At 63.5% G+C, this 14,219-nt stretch carries 10 protein-coding genes; 3 read left to right on the top strand and 7 right to left on the bottom strand.

The window, feature by feature from the left end; all coding sequences use genetic code 11:
* Window positions 1–10: 10 nt before the first annotated feature.
* Both H0P51_RS13610 and H0P51_RS13615 read left to right on the top strand, forming a co-directional pair.
* A complete protein-coding gene (locus H0P51_RS13610; RefSeq protein ID WP_180918540.1) occupies window positions 11–2,413 on the top strand; it encodes a CaiB/BaiF CoA transferase family protein in 2,403 nt (800 codons plus the stop codon).
* Window positions 2,414–2,426: 13 nt separating this feature from the next.
* Window positions 2,427–3,341, top strand: coding sequence for an acyl-CoA dehydrogenase family protein (locus H0P51_RS13615; RefSeq protein ID WP_343061789.1), 915 nt, complete (start codon window positions 2,427–2,429; stop codon window positions 3,339–3,341).
* Here H0P51_RS13615 and H0P51_RS13620 read toward each other — a convergent pair.
* The gene (locus H0P51_RS13620) at window positions 3,325–4,578 is read right to left on the bottom strand and encodes an FAS1-like dehydratase domain-containing protein (RefSeq protein ID WP_180918541.1); all 1,254 of its coding nucleotides are present in this window, start codon (window positions 4,576–4,578) and stop codon (window positions 3,325–3,327) included. The two genes, H0P51_RS13615 and H0P51_RS13620, sit on opposite strands and share 17 nt — an antisense overlap.
* A 200-nt stretch (window positions 4,579–4,778) precedes the next feature.
* Between H0P51_RS13620 and H0P51_RS13625 the strand changes: the two genes are divergently transcribed.
* Window positions 4,779–6,275, top strand: a complete 1,497-nt coding sequence (locus H0P51_RS13625) for a class I adenylate-forming enzyme family protein (RefSeq protein WP_180918542.1) — start codon at window positions 4,779–4,781, stop codon at window positions 6,273–6,275.
* A 16-nt stretch (window positions 6,276–6,291) separates the two neighbouring features.
* Here H0P51_RS13625 and H0P51_RS13630 read toward each other — a convergent pair whose 3' ends face one another.
* From H0P51_RS13630 to H0P51_RS13655, 6 genes are all read right to left on the bottom strand, one after another.
* Window positions 6,292–6,924 (bottom strand): TetR/AcrR family transcriptional regulator, encoded by a 633-nt coding sequence (locus H0P51_RS13630; RefSeq protein WP_180918543.1) that lies wholly within the window; start codon window positions 6,922–6,924, stop codon window positions 6,292–6,294.
* Window positions 6,921–7,922, bottom strand: a complete 1,002-nt coding sequence (locus tag H0P51_RS13635; RefSeq protein ID WP_180918544.1) for a hypothetical protein — start codon at window positions 7,920–7,922, stop codon at window positions 6,921–6,923. The genes H0P51_RS13630 and H0P51_RS13635 overlap by 4 nt, the downstream gene beginning before the upstream one ends.
* Before the next feature lie 148 nt (window positions 7,923–8,070).
* On the bottom strand, window positions 8,071–9,102 hold the full coding sequence (locus tag H0P51_RS13640; protein WP_180918545.1) for a hypothetical protein: 1,032 nt from the start codon (window positions 9,100–9,102) through the stop codon (window positions 8,071–8,073).
* Window positions 9,099–10,094 carry a hypothetical protein gene (locus H0P51_RS13645; protein ID WP_180918546.1) on the bottom strand — a complete coding sequence of 332 codons (996 nt, stop codon included), beginning with the start codon at window positions 10,092–10,094 and terminating at the stop codon, window positions 9,099–9,101. The genes H0P51_RS13640 and H0P51_RS13645 overlap by 4 nt, the downstream gene beginning before the upstream one ends.
* 44 nt (window positions 10,095–10,138) lie before the next feature.
* Complete coding sequence (locus tag H0P51_RS13650; protein WP_180918547.1) at window positions 10,139–12,808, bottom strand: NAD-dependent epimerase/dehydratase family protein; 2,670 nt, start codon at window positions 12,806–12,808, stop codon at window positions 10,139–10,141.
* Complete coding sequence (locus H0P51_RS13655; RefSeq protein ID WP_180918548.1) at window positions 12,805–13,932, bottom strand: ABC transporter substrate-binding protein; 1,128 nt, start codon at window positions 13,930–13,932, stop codon at window positions 12,805–12,807. Before H0P51_RS13655 ends, H0P51_RS13650 begins: the two co-directional genes overlap by 4 nt.
* Window positions 13,933–14,219: the final 287 nt, after the last annotated feature.

The following is a 14,219-nucleotide window of genomic DNA, read 5'->3' on the forward strand; positions in this document are numbered from 1 at the left end:
GACGGCGCCGATGCCTGACAATTCACTCCCGCTGACCGGTGTGCGCGTCATCGACTTCACCGATGGTGCAGCGGGTTTCGCGGGCCGGTTCCTAGCTGATCTCGGTGCAGACGTGGTGCTGGTGGAACCCCCCGAAGGTGCCGCTTCACGCCGTGAACAACCCCAGCACGACGGACACGGGCTGCGCTTTGCTACAGCACACGCCAACAAACGCGGAGTGGTGGCCGACGTAACCATCGCCGAGGGGCGGGAAACGCTGCTGTGCTTGACCGACTCTGCCGACATCTTCCTGGAGTCGCACCCCGCTGGGCATCTCGCCGCACTCGGGGTCGGGCAGGAGATCATGCGCTCGCGTAATCCCCGACTTGTCGTGGCGTCGATCACCGATTTCGGACAGACCGGTCCTTACCGCGACTACCGGGCCAGCGAGGCGGTATTTGCGGCACTGTCATCGCTGCTGACCCGCTCGGGTGCGCCGGGGCGCGAACCCCTGTTACCGCCAGGACATTTGGCCACTCAGACCGCTGCCGTAGACGTCGCCTACGCAGCGTTGTTGGCCTGCTTCAAGGCACAACGCGGAGGTTTGGGCGATTACCTCGACTGTTCGCTGTTCGACCTGGTGGTCCAGGATCTCGACCCCGGCTTCGGGATGGCCGGCACCGCGACCATGGGACAACCGTTGTATAACGCGCCACTCGGCCGGCCCGACGTGCGGATGATGTACCCGATCGTGCCGTGCGCCGACGGGCACGTACGCATGTTCATCGCTTCGGCCAAACAATGGCGAGCGATGTTCAGCTGGATCGGCGAGCCCGAGGAACTGTCCGATCCGATGTTCGAGCACATTTTCGGTCGCTTCATGAACTGGTCCAAGATTCAGCCGGTGATCCTCGACTTCTTCGCCGACAAGACCCGCGCCGAAATCGTCTCGCGTAGTTCAGAACTGGGCATCGCGATCGGTCCGCTCAATACCGCCCACGAAATCCTGGCCAGCGACCACGTCCGCGAACGAAACTCGTTCGCGCATGCGGAGATCGCTCCACGCCTGCACGCCGCTATCCCCAACGGCTATCTGGAATTCGGTGGCCAACGCGCGGGATTCAGGCACCGCGCCCCCGAATTAGGCGAACACACTGCGGAACTACACGGTGAGCCGCCTCGCCCCGAGCACCGCGCGGACGGCGACGGCCCCGCCCGGCCGCTGGCCGGACTGAGGGTGCTGGACTTGGGTGTCATCGTGGTCGGCGCGGAGACGGGACGATCATTGGCCGATCAGGGCGCCGAGGTGATCAAGGTCGAAAACCGCGAGTTCCTCGACGGTGCGCGGCAGACCGACGGACCCGGCAAGGTCGGATATTCCTTCGCGCTAGGAAATCGCAACAAGCGCAGCCTGGGTCTGAACCTGCGCACCGCAGCCGGCCAGGAACTGTTCGCCCGCTTGGTGATCGAAGCCGACATTGTTCTCACGAACTTCAAACCCGGCACGCTGGAAGCCCTTGGCCTGGGCTATGAGAGGCTCCGGGAGATCAATCCACGCGTGGTCCTGGTCGAGAGCAGTGCGTTGGGTAACACCGGGCCGTGGTCCAAGCGAATGGGTTATGGCCCGCTGGTGCGGGCTACGGTCGGATTGACAACACTGTGGCGTCATCCCGACACCCCCGACGGGTTCGGCGACGATCAGACCGTTTACCCAGACCACGCGGCGGCCAGAGTGGGCGCGGCGGCCGTGGTTGCGGCGCTGATCGAACGGGAGCGCACCGGGCGGGGCCAACGCATCGGCCTTGCGCAGATGGAGACCGTGTTCAGTCAGCTGGCCACCGAGTACGTCAGGGAATCGCTGCAGCCGGGAACCTTGGTCGCCAAGGGCAACAGCGGTGAATTTGATGCCCCTTCAGGTATTTACACGTGTACCGGCGAGGACGCTTACTGCGCGGTGACTGTTGATGGTGACGAGGACTGGGCCAATCTGGCCAAGACAATCGCGCGGCCCGACCTGGCCGAAAAACCGGAATACGCCACGGCCGCCGGCCGGGTCGCTCACCGCGATGACCTTGACGCGGTCCTGCAGGAGTGGATCGCGCCACTGTCTCCTCGCGAAGCGCAGCAGCGCCTGCAGGCCGGGAAAGTTGCGGCCGGCGCGGCCGTCCACGTCAAAGACCTGCTTACTGACCCACATCTGGCGGCGCGCCACCAACTGGGTGAGCTGCGTCAACCCGGCCACGAGCAACCACTAGAGGCGCTCATGGGTCCGGCGTTGTTCGAGCGCATTCCGGCTCCCGAACTGAGGCCAGCACCAGCCCTGGGATCCGACACCGTCGAACTCTGCGGAGAACTCTTGAGCCTCTCGGAGGCCGACATCGACGAACTCATCTGCGCTGGCGTCCTCGAGATTGTGGAAGCCAAGAGCGGCTAGGGGTTTCCGCAGCTTGGCTGCTACCAGTTCCGCTGACAGCGGAGACTCTCCCATCGAGGAGGCAGCGAAGGCACTCGCGCCCACACCGCTGGTGCCGACCGTGGTCGCGCTTGGTTTCGCCGTTGCTGCCGGGGCCAACGCCATCGCCGCGCGCATTGCCGCCGGGACCCGAGCGGCTATAGTCATTCCCCTCGACGATGCGGGCTGGGTCACCTCCGGCGTAGCGCTACCAGAGTGGGATGGCAGGTCTCTCAACGGCCACGTTCCGCTGGTGCCCGGCGCGCCGGACGCCGAGCTGCTACTGGTATTGGCCAGCACAACCGATGGCGTTGTGCTGGTTGAGGTGCAGCCCGGTAGTGCGGGGATCACCGCGGAGGCCGAACAGCCACAAGACCTCACCGCGGTCGTGGGATCGGTGGCATTCACCTGCGCGCCAGGGGAAGTAGTTGCCGACGGTGAGCAGCTGCGCCGCGCATTGACCGAGGCCCGGTGCCGGGCACTGCTGGCGGTGGCGGCCGATTCGGTCGGCGTGAGTGCCCGGTGTCTGGCCATGGCGGTGCAGTGGGCCGGCGAACGTGAGCAGTTCGGGCGGCCGATCGGCAGTTTCCAGGCCGTCGCTCATCCTTGCGCCGACATGCTTGTCACGCTGGAGGCGGCGCGCAGTCAGGTGCTCGCCGCGTCCGAAGCCGACGAACTTCGCGAGGCCGACTGCATGATGGCGGCGGCCGCTGCGCTGGACGCGGCGGTGTTCGCCGCCGAGCGATCGATCCAGATTCATGGTGGAATCGGCTTTACTTGGGAGCATCCGGCACATTTGCTACTGCGCAGGGCACGGGTCAACGCGGTGATGGTCGGCCGGCCCGAGGCGCTGCGGGACCAGGCGGTCCTTAAACTGATGGACGAGCGGTCCCTCACCCACCAATACTAAAGCGGGACAACTCATGTGTAATCATGCCGTCCAGATCTGCGGCGGGTGGCACAGGCAGGGTCACTGGGTGGTCGCGGGTAGGTAGCAGCACAACCGCAGTGCCGGGAGTGCTGGTCTCACCGCGTTGGTTTTCGCACCAAACCTTCAGGTGAACTTCGTTGCGTTCGTTAGCTTGTCGTTTGTCGACGACCTTGCCGCGCACCCAGGTGACGTCACCGATGTAGTTGAATTTGCGATGCTCGCAACGCAGTTTCCACAACCAGCCGTCATCTCCCATCCAATCGGTGATGAGGTGGGTCAACCAGGTTTCGCGCATTCCGCCGTAGTCGTAGGAGTTCGGCAGCCCAAGTTCGCGCGCACGTTCGGGTTCCCAGTGCAATCGCTGCACCGTGTCGGGGATATTCAGATGGTTGCGGGGATAGAGTCCGGGTGCCTTGTGGCGAATGCGTGCGGCAATCCCGAAGGCGCCCGGGGGAGTAAGTTGCATGCCCCAACCTAGGTGCCATACAACAACATCCGTAGTGGTCAGTGGTCCCTTCACCCGCGGTTGCAGGTGGTCGCCCACTCGTACATCCTCGAAGTAGCGCGGCTCGGCGCCCCGACGAGTCTCGGCAGCGTACGCAGTATCGATCTCGGCGATCTGCTCGTCGGTATAGGGGTTTTGTTTCAGCTTTTCCTTCGCGCGGTCGCGAGAAGTGTGGCGCTCGGCGTTGATCCAGGTACCTCGTCGGACCGCATGCATCTGCCCACGTCCATCCGTGTAGAGGTAGTCGTGGGTGATGTGCACCGTGCGGCCGCCGAAGCGGCTGGGCTTGGGTTGGACACCAACTTGGGCCTGCAGGACCTTGCATCGATCGTTGAGTCGCAGCGGACGCCACCATTCGAACTCCATCGCCGCTTGATAAGAGCCGAGCCCGGCAAAGGGGTCGCCCTTGAGCAAGGCTTTGGTCTCGAGATCCGGCTTCGGCGCGGCGTCTTCACCCATCGTGTACAAAAAGTTCGGCGGTGCGATTAACGACCCCCAATGGGTCCCGGCTGCATACCCGGGATCGCAATACAGTGGATTGTCATCGCCGTACCCGTAGGCGAAATGGCGTACCCCGTCAGCCGTCACTTCGTAGTTGTGGGGCGGGTTGAGTTGTGGTTGAGGTACTCCGAGTCGTAACCGCGATCGGTCGATCGCTTCGTCGGTAAGTACGCCGTACTGTTCGGTCTGCGGCTTGTCGATGTCTGCCATGGGGGCTTCTCCTCATTTGGCAAGTGAAATTGGCAAGGAATGGTGCGCGCATGCTCGGACAGGTCAACCTCTTGTAAAGCAAGGTGCCCATCGTAGGAAGTCGATGGATCCGAGTCTAGTCATAGTAAGTTGACCTAGTAAACTATGTGGACTAGTTTGAGAAGCCCTATCCCACGGTCCGCACATTTCAGGAAGTTGGCATGGCGAGCATCCACGATGCGTTGGGCCGATTATGGGGGGCTGACGACACCGCGGACATGCTGCAACGCGATGGCAAATGGATTACCTGGGGCCAGATTCGCGAGCTCGCAGAATGGCTCGATCGGGAACTCAGCGCCGCGGGTTGTGGTCCCGGGAGCCGAGTCGCGGTTGTGCTCGGTAATCGCATGGAGTCCGTTGCGGCACTGATCGCGATTCTGCGCGGGCAACGCACCCTGGTCACGATCAGCCCGCTGCAGCCGGTGGATCGCCTCAGCGCCGACCTCCTAACCGCAGGTGCCCCATTCGTACTTGCGCCCGTTGCCTTGTGGTCGCAGCCTGCATTCACCTCCGCTGTCGCCGAACTGGGCGCCACATCCTGGAATCTTGACGAGGACGCAGTCGTTAAACGCTCCGAGTCCACCGAGACTGTGCCGCCGCAGGATTCGGGAGTAGCGGTGGAAATGTTGACTTCGGGCACCACGGGCACGCCAAAGCGAATTCCGCTGAGCCGGGTCCAACTGGAGTCCTCGTTGTCGGCTGCGCTGCGTCATAACGAACGTCCGGACAGCAGTCGGCGCATGCCGCTGACCGGAAAGGCCGGTCTGGTGGTGCTGCCGATCGTGCATATCGGTGGCTTGTGGGGTCTGCTGCAGTTCCTGGTGACCGCGCGACCGTTCGTCCTTCTCGAGCGCTTTACCCTCGCGGCATGGCGAGCCGCCGTCGCCGAGCACCGGCCGGTCCTGGTATCGCTGCCACCGGCGGCCCTGCGCACAGTCCTCGACTCCGATATCACCGCTGATGAGCTTGCCAGCGTGCGCGCGGTCAATGCCGGGACCAGTCCGGTGGAGCCGGCGTTGGTCGACGACTTCTACGAGAAATTCGGCATCGCGGTGTTGATCGTGTACGGCGCCACCGAGTTCTCCGGGGCAGTTGCCGGTTGGACCCTCAAAGACTTTCGCGCGCACTGGGCGCAAAAGAAGGGCAGCGTTGGCCGTCCGTTTCCTGGCGTGCGACTGCGGGTGATTGGCGATGACGAGACGGTGTTGGCAGCGGGCGAGACAGGCCGATTGCAGGTGGCCTCGTTGCAGGCAGGTGATTCGAAGGATCGTTGGGTGACCTCCAGCGATCTCGCGCACCTCGACGATGATGGTTACCTCTTCATAGATGGCCGAGCGGACGACGTCATCCTGCGCGGAGGATTCAAGGTGGCTCCCGACACAGTGGTTCGCACTTTGCGCGCGCACGCTGCAGTCCATGACGCGGCTGTCGTCGGCGTCGCCGACTCACGGCTGGGTCAGATCCCGGTTGCTGCCGTCGAACTGCGTCGCGGGATGGCGGTGACTCCGCAGGAGCTGCGGACGCACTGCCGGTCCTCGCTGACGCCCTACGAAGTGCCTGCGGAGGTCTACGTCGTCGACGAGCTGCCGCGCGGTGCGGCACTGAAGGTGGATCGGCGCCGCTTGATGGCAATGCTCGAACAGCTGCGGGCCGGATAATCCGGCTTCGACTGGTTTACTCGATGGCAGACGGACCAGACCCCTGCAGCGCCTCTAGCCCGCCGTGGGTGATCTGTTGCAAGGCTTCGGCGGCAGAGGTGATCTCGTCGGGCTGAACGTGCGCTCCGCCCACCGCCAGCAGGCCTTCCACGACGGCACGCAGACCTAGGGCCAGCCCCGGTATTGGCGCCACGTCGTCGGTGACGTGCTGCCAGAGGCTATCGAAACGTGTCTGATAGATGAGCAATTCGTCCAGATCGGGATGACGTGCTACGTCCTGTTGAATGACATTGAGGTACTTGGCGATGTTCGGGTGTTCACGGCGTAGCTGTGTCGCGGCTTCCAATAGCGCAGCCACTCGGTCGGCGATCGTCACCTTGTCCGCTATCGCGGACGTGAGGGTGTCTAGCACGTGCTCCTGACCCGTAGCCGCGACAGCGATGTAAAGACCGGTCTTGTTGCCGAAGTGATGATACAGCGCCGGAGCGGTCGCCTCGGCGTCGGCCAGGATGGAGCGAGTGCTCGCGCCGGCATAGCCGTATTGACTGAAATGCGTTGCACCGGAACGTAACAGTGCATCGCGGACCGAAGTAGTGCCGGTAGGTGGCCGGCCGGAACCGCGCTTGGTCCCGCCGCTCTTCGCAGTCACGCAGAGGTGAGCCCATCCGCGGTGATCCGGCCAGGGAAGAACTCGAGCCAGCTGTAGCCCAGAGCGAGTTCACGCTCATCGTCGTCGCGGCGGGTAACTCCACCTTGCGAGGTGTAGTTACCCCAGCGCGCCTCGCCGAAGTGGCGCATTTTGCCTGTCTGGCTGCCGGTGAAAGTGTAGCCGCGCCCATCAATGTCGAAGTTCGCGGTGTTGACGAAGCCCTCGTCGTCGAGATCGTAAGTGGCACCGAGCTGATCGGTCTTCGCGATCAACTTTCCCGACTCGAATGTAGCGGCGCCAGACCAACCCCGCCGCCCCTTGACGATGACGCCGTATTCGATGGCACCGTCGGTGAACTTGTTACCGAACACCTCCCAGGAGATCTCCAGGTCATTGAAGTAGCGGTATTCTTTCCACTCGCGGCCGTGGGTCCAGTAACCGTTGTCGAGTCCGATAAATCCTTCGGCGGGCTTGCCGCCAATTGTTCCGGTGACCCAGTACACCTGCGTGGTGTAGAAGAGTGGTTCCTCGCGTGCCGGGGCATAGAACTGAAATCCTGGTCCTTGTAGCGCCCCGCCGATATCGAGCAGGCTGCCCTCGGACCAGTGGATGCCGTCGTCGTCGATTGCCAGGTCCAACGGTTCACTGGCCACGCCGAACTTCTCGGACATGTTGTGCATCAAGTGATTTCGCCAGATCCGCTTGGAGGGCTCGTTGATTCTGATGGACTCGCCACGTGAGGAGGTGAACGCCCCGGGATGCAGATTGAGGTCGCCGCTGGAGTCATTCATCAACCACAGCCCGCCGGTCATCGGGCCGATGAACTTTCGCTCGACTGCCCACATCGTTCCGTCGGCATCCTGGAGGGCCCCGTAAAAATACTGCACCTGCAGATTCAACCCATGGCGATGGTGATGCGGCTGAAGATCGGCAAGTTTGGGGTCATACGCATCTACGACCGTCTGGAAGTCGAAGTCGCCATAGCAAGAAATCGACATCGATTCTCCTTAATATATCGATCGCTATATTCATTTGAAACCGTATCGGATACTTTGTCGAGTTGCAAGAGCCAGACGCAAAAGGTGCAGGCCGATAAGCTATTTGAACCGAGCGGAAAAATGGCGTACTTCAGTAGAATTCGTGATATCACCGCTGGCCGCTATAGCTGCGGTCCAACCCATTGAGTGGAAATGTTTCTATCCAAGCTACCGACGTCGCCGGCACCCGTTCGTCGCCAACGCGTCGTACCGAACCGGCCTGCCCATGGTATGCGTCGCCGCGTGCGGCAGCCAGCGAACGCATCTGGCCGCGCTTGGCCGCGGTGAATCGCCACTCGGTGTTACCGGCCGCATAGTGGGCGGTGTCGACGTACCTGTCGCCGTCCAACTGTACGTCCGCGTTGATCTCAGTGGTCTCGATTATCGGGCCATTCTGGTCGGCAACCACGGCGAAACCCCAATGCTCCTTGCCCAAACACAAGGCGCCGAACTCGTGTGTCCCATCGGCGTAGATGTTGGCGAACGTCACCCAGGCCAGCTCCAGCACGTTGAAGATCGGGCCGTTGTTGTAGACCTGACCGGTAGGGCCGTAGAAGTTGTCCATCGAGACGATCCCGCGGACCTTGCGACCCCGAATTGCCCCGGCTACCCGAAAAGGCTGCGATACATAGAGGTTCCCGCCCCGCTCGTCGCTATTCGGGGTATACCACTGGTACCCGAGGCCAAGCCGTGGACCGCGCAAGGTCAGCAAATCACCCTCAGTCCAGGCGAATTCGCTGTCGCTAACCGTGATCTCGAATGGCTGTGTCGACGCAGTTGCCGGCGCGGCCACCCGGAACGATGTTTGGTTCTGACTCAGCGTCCAGCGGACTCCGGCGCCACGCATCGAAGCTTCGAAAGCGTCCGGCGCGATCTCGAGATTGTCCTCGTCCACGTTGGAGGACAACTGCAGTCCTCCGGACAGCTCGGTGTTCACCTTGCGCATCGGGGCCAAAAAATTACCCTCGGCGTCGGTGAGGCAGCTCCACCAGTAGGTGGCCATCGGGTGTAGCCCGAAGAATTCCCGCTCACACCAAGCATCCCGGGCGGCGAATTCGCAAGTGCTGACTAGGCTTCGGAAGTCGAAATTGCCCCGGCGCCGCGACGGCCACTTCCATCCGCTGAGACCATGAGCATTCACTGCGGCACTTTCTCGCGCAGCGCACCGGTGTCCAGCAACCGTCCGTTGTAGGTCTCCATCAGCGCTTCGGTGGTCCTCGGTCGCCGTGTCTCGTCCGCGTGGTGCGCCCAGCCCTGCCGCCACCGGTGTCCCTGCGGAAGCTCCGTTCGCACTGGGCAACGACCGCCATCGGCGGCTTCCCACACCCAAGTCTCGCCGCCACCGGTGTAACTGACCTTGACGGGAAATGCAGTGTGCGAGTCTGCGTCACCGTCGAGCTCGGCTTCCACTACTACGTCGCGGGCTATCAGCGGCGGCTCGTCGCTGCGGTGCACGATCATCAGGTTGAAGCCCTCGGTGCCGTGTACCAAGTGGCCTGAGTGGATGGTGCCGTCTTCGAACTCGGTGGCAAACGCAACCCATGCAGCCTCTAGTTTCGTGATGACTGGCCCGGTGATGAACTTCCGGCCCGGCTTGGCGTGCATGCTGTCATGGAAGACCAGGCCGGTGACGGGAATGCCCTTGATCATCCCGGCAGCCTTGAACAACCGCGAGGTGTACACCAACGGGTCGTCTTCGTCGGGGTTGAAGAACTGCAGTCCCGGCCCGACCAACTCACCGGTGATGCTGAGCTCGGTCCCGTCGTTCCATTCCATCGAGGTGTCGTTGACCGACATCAACGTCACGCCGTCCGGTGTCACCACTTCATATCGGCCGTTGCGTTGCACATGTTCCACCGGACCGCCATACGAACTGGTTTCGTCTGTGGCGTAGGTGAAGTCGCCGCCGATCTTGGATTCGCACAGGTGCAGGAAACGGGCCGAATCGGCATAGCACCCGCGGATCGGCCACCAGTAGTCGCCGGCCTCGGAACGCACTGAACCGTAGAAATACTGCATGTCCATCTTCAGCCCGACTACGTCGTTCCAGTGCGCGCTCGCGCTCGGCTCGATGAATGACCCCACGGCCTGGAATCCGTAGTGTCCGCTGGTGTGCAGCCGTTCGAGTGGCATGAATGCCCTCCTATGTCTGTTCTCAGGACTAGCTGTTGTCAGGACTAGCTGCGTGTGACCAGCTCTGCGGCCGATTCCAAGAGCCGTATCTCGCCGGTCGATCCGTCAACTTCGACCCATGCGCCGGGGGGTAGTCGGCGGGTGGCGTTGCGGGCGTCGACCACACAGCTGATGCCGAACTCTCTGGCCACGATGGCCGCATGTGACATGGGACCGCCAAGATTGGTCACCACCGCGGCCGCGTAGGCGAAGGCGGGCGTATAACCCACGTCGGTCACCTCCGCCACCAGTACTTCGCCGGGTTCCAGCTCGCCGATGGTGTGTTGGCTGACGATGCGTACCCGCCCGCGGATACGCCCGCCGCTGACGCCCAAACCCTGCAACAGTTGTCCTGGCTGCAGCATCGAAACGTCGACTATCGGCTGCCACGACCCGCTGAACACCCCCGGCGGACACGCCTCGGCGAGGCGGGACATCTCCGCGCGTCGCCGCACGACGACGGTCCGGGCATCGGGCGGCAACGCTTCCAGTTCGTCGACTAGGAAGAAAAAGACGTCTTCAACCCGGTCGAGAATGTCGCGATCGACCAGCCGACGTCCGAACTCGCGCATGAGTCGACGCAAGATCGCGGTCGCCCGTACCACCTTGTCGCGCCTGACTTCTCGTTCCCGCAGCTGCCGCGCCGCTAGCCGGGCTGCGAGGTGTCCGCGCTTGGCCACCGGTCCCGAGACCGCGACACTAGCCCGTGTCTCTATCTGGTGCACAAGCGACTTTGCGATCATGCGGGTGAACTGCTCGGGATCATCGGCGTAGGTGGAGGACAGTAATTCGCATTCGGCGGGCCCGCGGTGCCCGATCCGGGCAAGCTCCGCAGCGATCTCCCGATACAGCTCGGGTACCTGCCGCTGCACTGCGCCGAGCACATCGTCGTCGGCCGAAAGCGCCTCGACTGCTTTGGGATTAGCGCGGGCTAACTCGACGAGTCGCTCCAGACTGGTCAGTACTCGGGCGCTGGCCACCTCCCGGCCCGGATTGGGTACGTCGCCACCGCCCAATCGCCCCGCGAAGGTGGCGGTCGCCGTGCACAACAAAGCTGCCCAGGCCGATAATGTCCATCCGTGCACGACCAAATCGCGGGCCAGCAAGATAAAGCTTTCTAATCGACTGTCATCGAGGTCGGTCGTTTCGGTGGGCAGCAGGGCCTCGAGACGGTCGATATCGCGCACGTAATCGGCTGACTCAGCGGCGGATCGGATTACCAACCCGATGCCGCTCAGCCCGACGCCTAGCAGATCTCGCACCCGTGCTCCGACGCTGAGTTGGTGCTGCGGGGGGCGTTCGGGGCCGAATACCGGGGTCCCGCCGAGTTCGCGTCCGAAGAACTGGTCGGTCAAGCTGTCGGGGTCGGTGCCTGGCATTGATGTGGCGATATAGTAAACCGACGTCACCCCGCCGTAGACCCTGTGTCCGAACGTGCCGACTGACCTGGCCGCCATCTCCCGTCCGACCACGCCCGGCACTCGCAGCCGTTCGGCAATGGAGACACCGCCCGCGCGCAGGCCACGTACGGTCGCCGATGCGGACGCGGGGGAGAACGGTCCCGGCAGCGCCTCCGACAGGTTGGTGGCAACGTAAGTGGGGAACCGGGGGTCGATGAGGCTGTCGAATTCGCCGTTGAGGCCGTCGGGCCCGGCGGGCTGCAGGGGCACACCGTCGGTGGCCGGCTCATCGACGGCGGGCATATCGTGCACCAACGGGATACGCCAGGGTAGTGTTAACACTTTCTTGCCCAACACTATTCGGCCACGAACGGCAAGTGCGAAGTCGCCGAGACACTCGTCGGAATTCCAGGCCGGCCGGTAACCCCACTCGTTTACCAGCTTGCTGGTGTCCATGATGGGGAAGTGCAACAACAGCTCGAATTCCGCTGGCGACGCCTCCACAATTTCGCGACGATAGAGCGCGCCGAGCCCGGCGTCGATGTACCGCTTGCGCGCCGGGATCAACCGCCGGCCGAGTTTGGCGGTGATGGCGCGCACGGTGGGTTCGCCTGGGGCAGCAAGGTTTATCGCCCCAGTCTGGTCGCCCAACACTGCCCGGACGAAAAGCCGGTGCACATCGTCGGTGTGCACGATTTGCAGCGGCCGGTCCGCGGACCCTTCGACATTCGGGAAGGCGGGCGACCCCAGCAGGCGCATGACGGTGTTGTCGACGCCGCGCCCGACCACGATGCCCGGGCGTACGGCCACCCACTCCTTGCCGCGCTTGGCCAGCAGGCGCTCGACCTGCGCCTTATGGAAGGCATAGAAGTGATCGGGGGAAGGCGCCAGGGCGTCTTCCTCGTTGAGGCGGGGCCCTCCCTCGGGCCGCGCCCCGTAGGCGAGTACCGAGGATGCGAAGACGATCCGCCGCGATCCCGCTCGATCCATGGCCTCGAGCACGTTCTGGGTGCCGCCGATGTTGATCTCGTGGGTGAGCTGCTCATCGGGGTTGGAACTGACCATCCATGCGCAGTGTGCCACGACGTCGGCGCCTGCTACCGCGCGCCTCACACTGTCGGCGTCGCGGATATCACCATGCACGAAATCACTGTCGGAGAACCAGTTTCGGGGCCGGTGCCGGGCCAGGCCGACAACCTGGTGGCCCTCGGCGCGCAGTCTCGCGGCGATACCTCGACCGAAGACTCCGCTGGCTCCGGTGACCGCGATCCTCATGATGGTTGCTGCCAGGGGACCACCGGGGCGACGCCTTCCAGAGTGGTGGATCCCCCTTCGGCGCGGCGTAACACCAGGAAGTCGGCGCCCTTGTAGGCGCGGTGGTCGGATGGCCCGAGGGTGATGATCGTGCCCGGTCCGCCGGTGCACGCCGGGATCCGGCGCAGCGTGTCCAACGCGTCACGCAGCGCCGTCGGGGTGGCGTAACGCATCCTGCCCAGTGCCAGGGCGAAGGCGTGGCCGATGTCGTAGCCGGTGGATAAGCCCGAGGTTGCGTAGTCATAGCCAAAGCGGTCGCGGAATCTTTCCCGCACCGCGGCGAACACCTCGTTGCGCTCGTCGTACTGGTCGACGCCGACCCAGCCGTCGAGGCGGTTCGCACGTTCTTCGCTGTAGGTCGCGCTGACGAATGCGGTGGTCTGGATGCGCGGCGGATCCCAGCCGATCTGTTCGAGCGCCGGGCGTATCCACTGGTTGACCCCTCCGAGCCCGAGGTAGACCAACGCGTCGGGCTTGGAGTCGCGGCACACGTGTAGGGCTTCGGTCAATTCCTCGACGCTGGTGGCCGGGTAGACCGGCGGCTCGGCCGTGATGACCAGGTTGTGTGGCTGCAATTCGTAGCGGAAGAACTCTGCGTACTCTTCGCCGATCTGGGTGCGCTCGCGCAGCACCGCGACCCTGCGGTATCCGTTGGCCTCGAGCCAGGCTGCCATCACCGCTGGCTCGTCGGCCAGCCCTCCGTTGGCGAAGGCATAGGCGTAGTCACCGCGGAATCGGGTGGATCCGCAGATGGTGGCGGTGGGCACCTTGAGGCGCTCGATCTCGGGCAACAGCGCCAGACAGTTGTCCGAGGTGAACGGCCCGACTACACCGAGTACGCCGTCGTCGTCGACAAGTGCGCGGTACGCCTTGATCAGCCCGTGCGCCGTGGACCACGGCTGTGCATACACCTCACGGACTATCACCTCGATGCCGCGTTCGAGCAGTCCGCGGGCATTCACCTCTTCGCTGGCCAAGCGCACCGCATCTGGCCAGCAGTCGCTGAGACCCGGATGGCCCGGTAGGTCGATCAGCATCCCGAGCCGATACGGCTCAATCGGTCGACCGTGGTAGACGGTGGCCACGCCTCAGCCTTCCCCGCCGGCCGGACTCGTGGCGGACGAAGGCATTGCGGTCTCCTCGTGATACGTGGCAGCGATCGTTGACCTCGTTGCGACTGTAGGACCGGTCAGGCCCGAAAGTCAATCGATTTGGGTCAGTATTATCTATATTCTTCATACGCGTCCGTTAGTGCCGAGACGCGATGCGTCGGGCACACTCTCGATTCCGGGGATCCTTTCGCTCATCAGCCCGCGGCACCGCAATCGCCTTGTGCCGGTGCATATTTAATGCCGTCGTTCGCGTTGAGCGT

Origin of the sequence: Mycobacterium vicinigordonae, from assembly GCF_013466425.1 — a bacterium.
Taxonomy (GTDB): Bacteria; Actinomycetota; Actinomycetes; order Mycobacteriales; family Mycobacteriaceae; genus Mycobacterium; species Mycobacterium vicinigordonae.

Coding starts and splice junctions, on each gene's coding strand:
- H0P51_RS13610 (WP_180918540.1), top strand. CDS start 11: ATGCCTGACAATTCACTCCCGCTGACCGGTGTGCGCGTCATCGACTTC.
- H0P51_RS13620 (WP_180918541.1), bottom strand. CDS start 4,578: ATGGCAGACATCGACAAGCCGCAGACCGAACAGTACGGCGTACTTACC.
- H0P51_RS13625 (WP_180918542.1), top strand. CDS start 4,779: ATGGCGAGCATCCACGATGCGTTGGGCCGATTATGGGGGGCTGACGAC.
- H0P51_RS13635 (WP_180918544.1), bottom strand. CDS start 7,922: ATGTCGATTTCTTGCTATGGCGACTTCGACTTCCAGACGGTCGTAGAT.
- H0P51_RS13645 (WP_180918546.1), bottom strand. CDS start 10,094: ATGCCACTCGAACGGCTGCACACCAGCGGACACTACGGATTCCAGGCC.
- H0P51_RS13650 (WP_180918547.1), bottom strand. CDS start 12,808: ATGAGGATCGCGGTCACCGGAGCCAGCGGAGTCTTCGGTCGAGGTATC.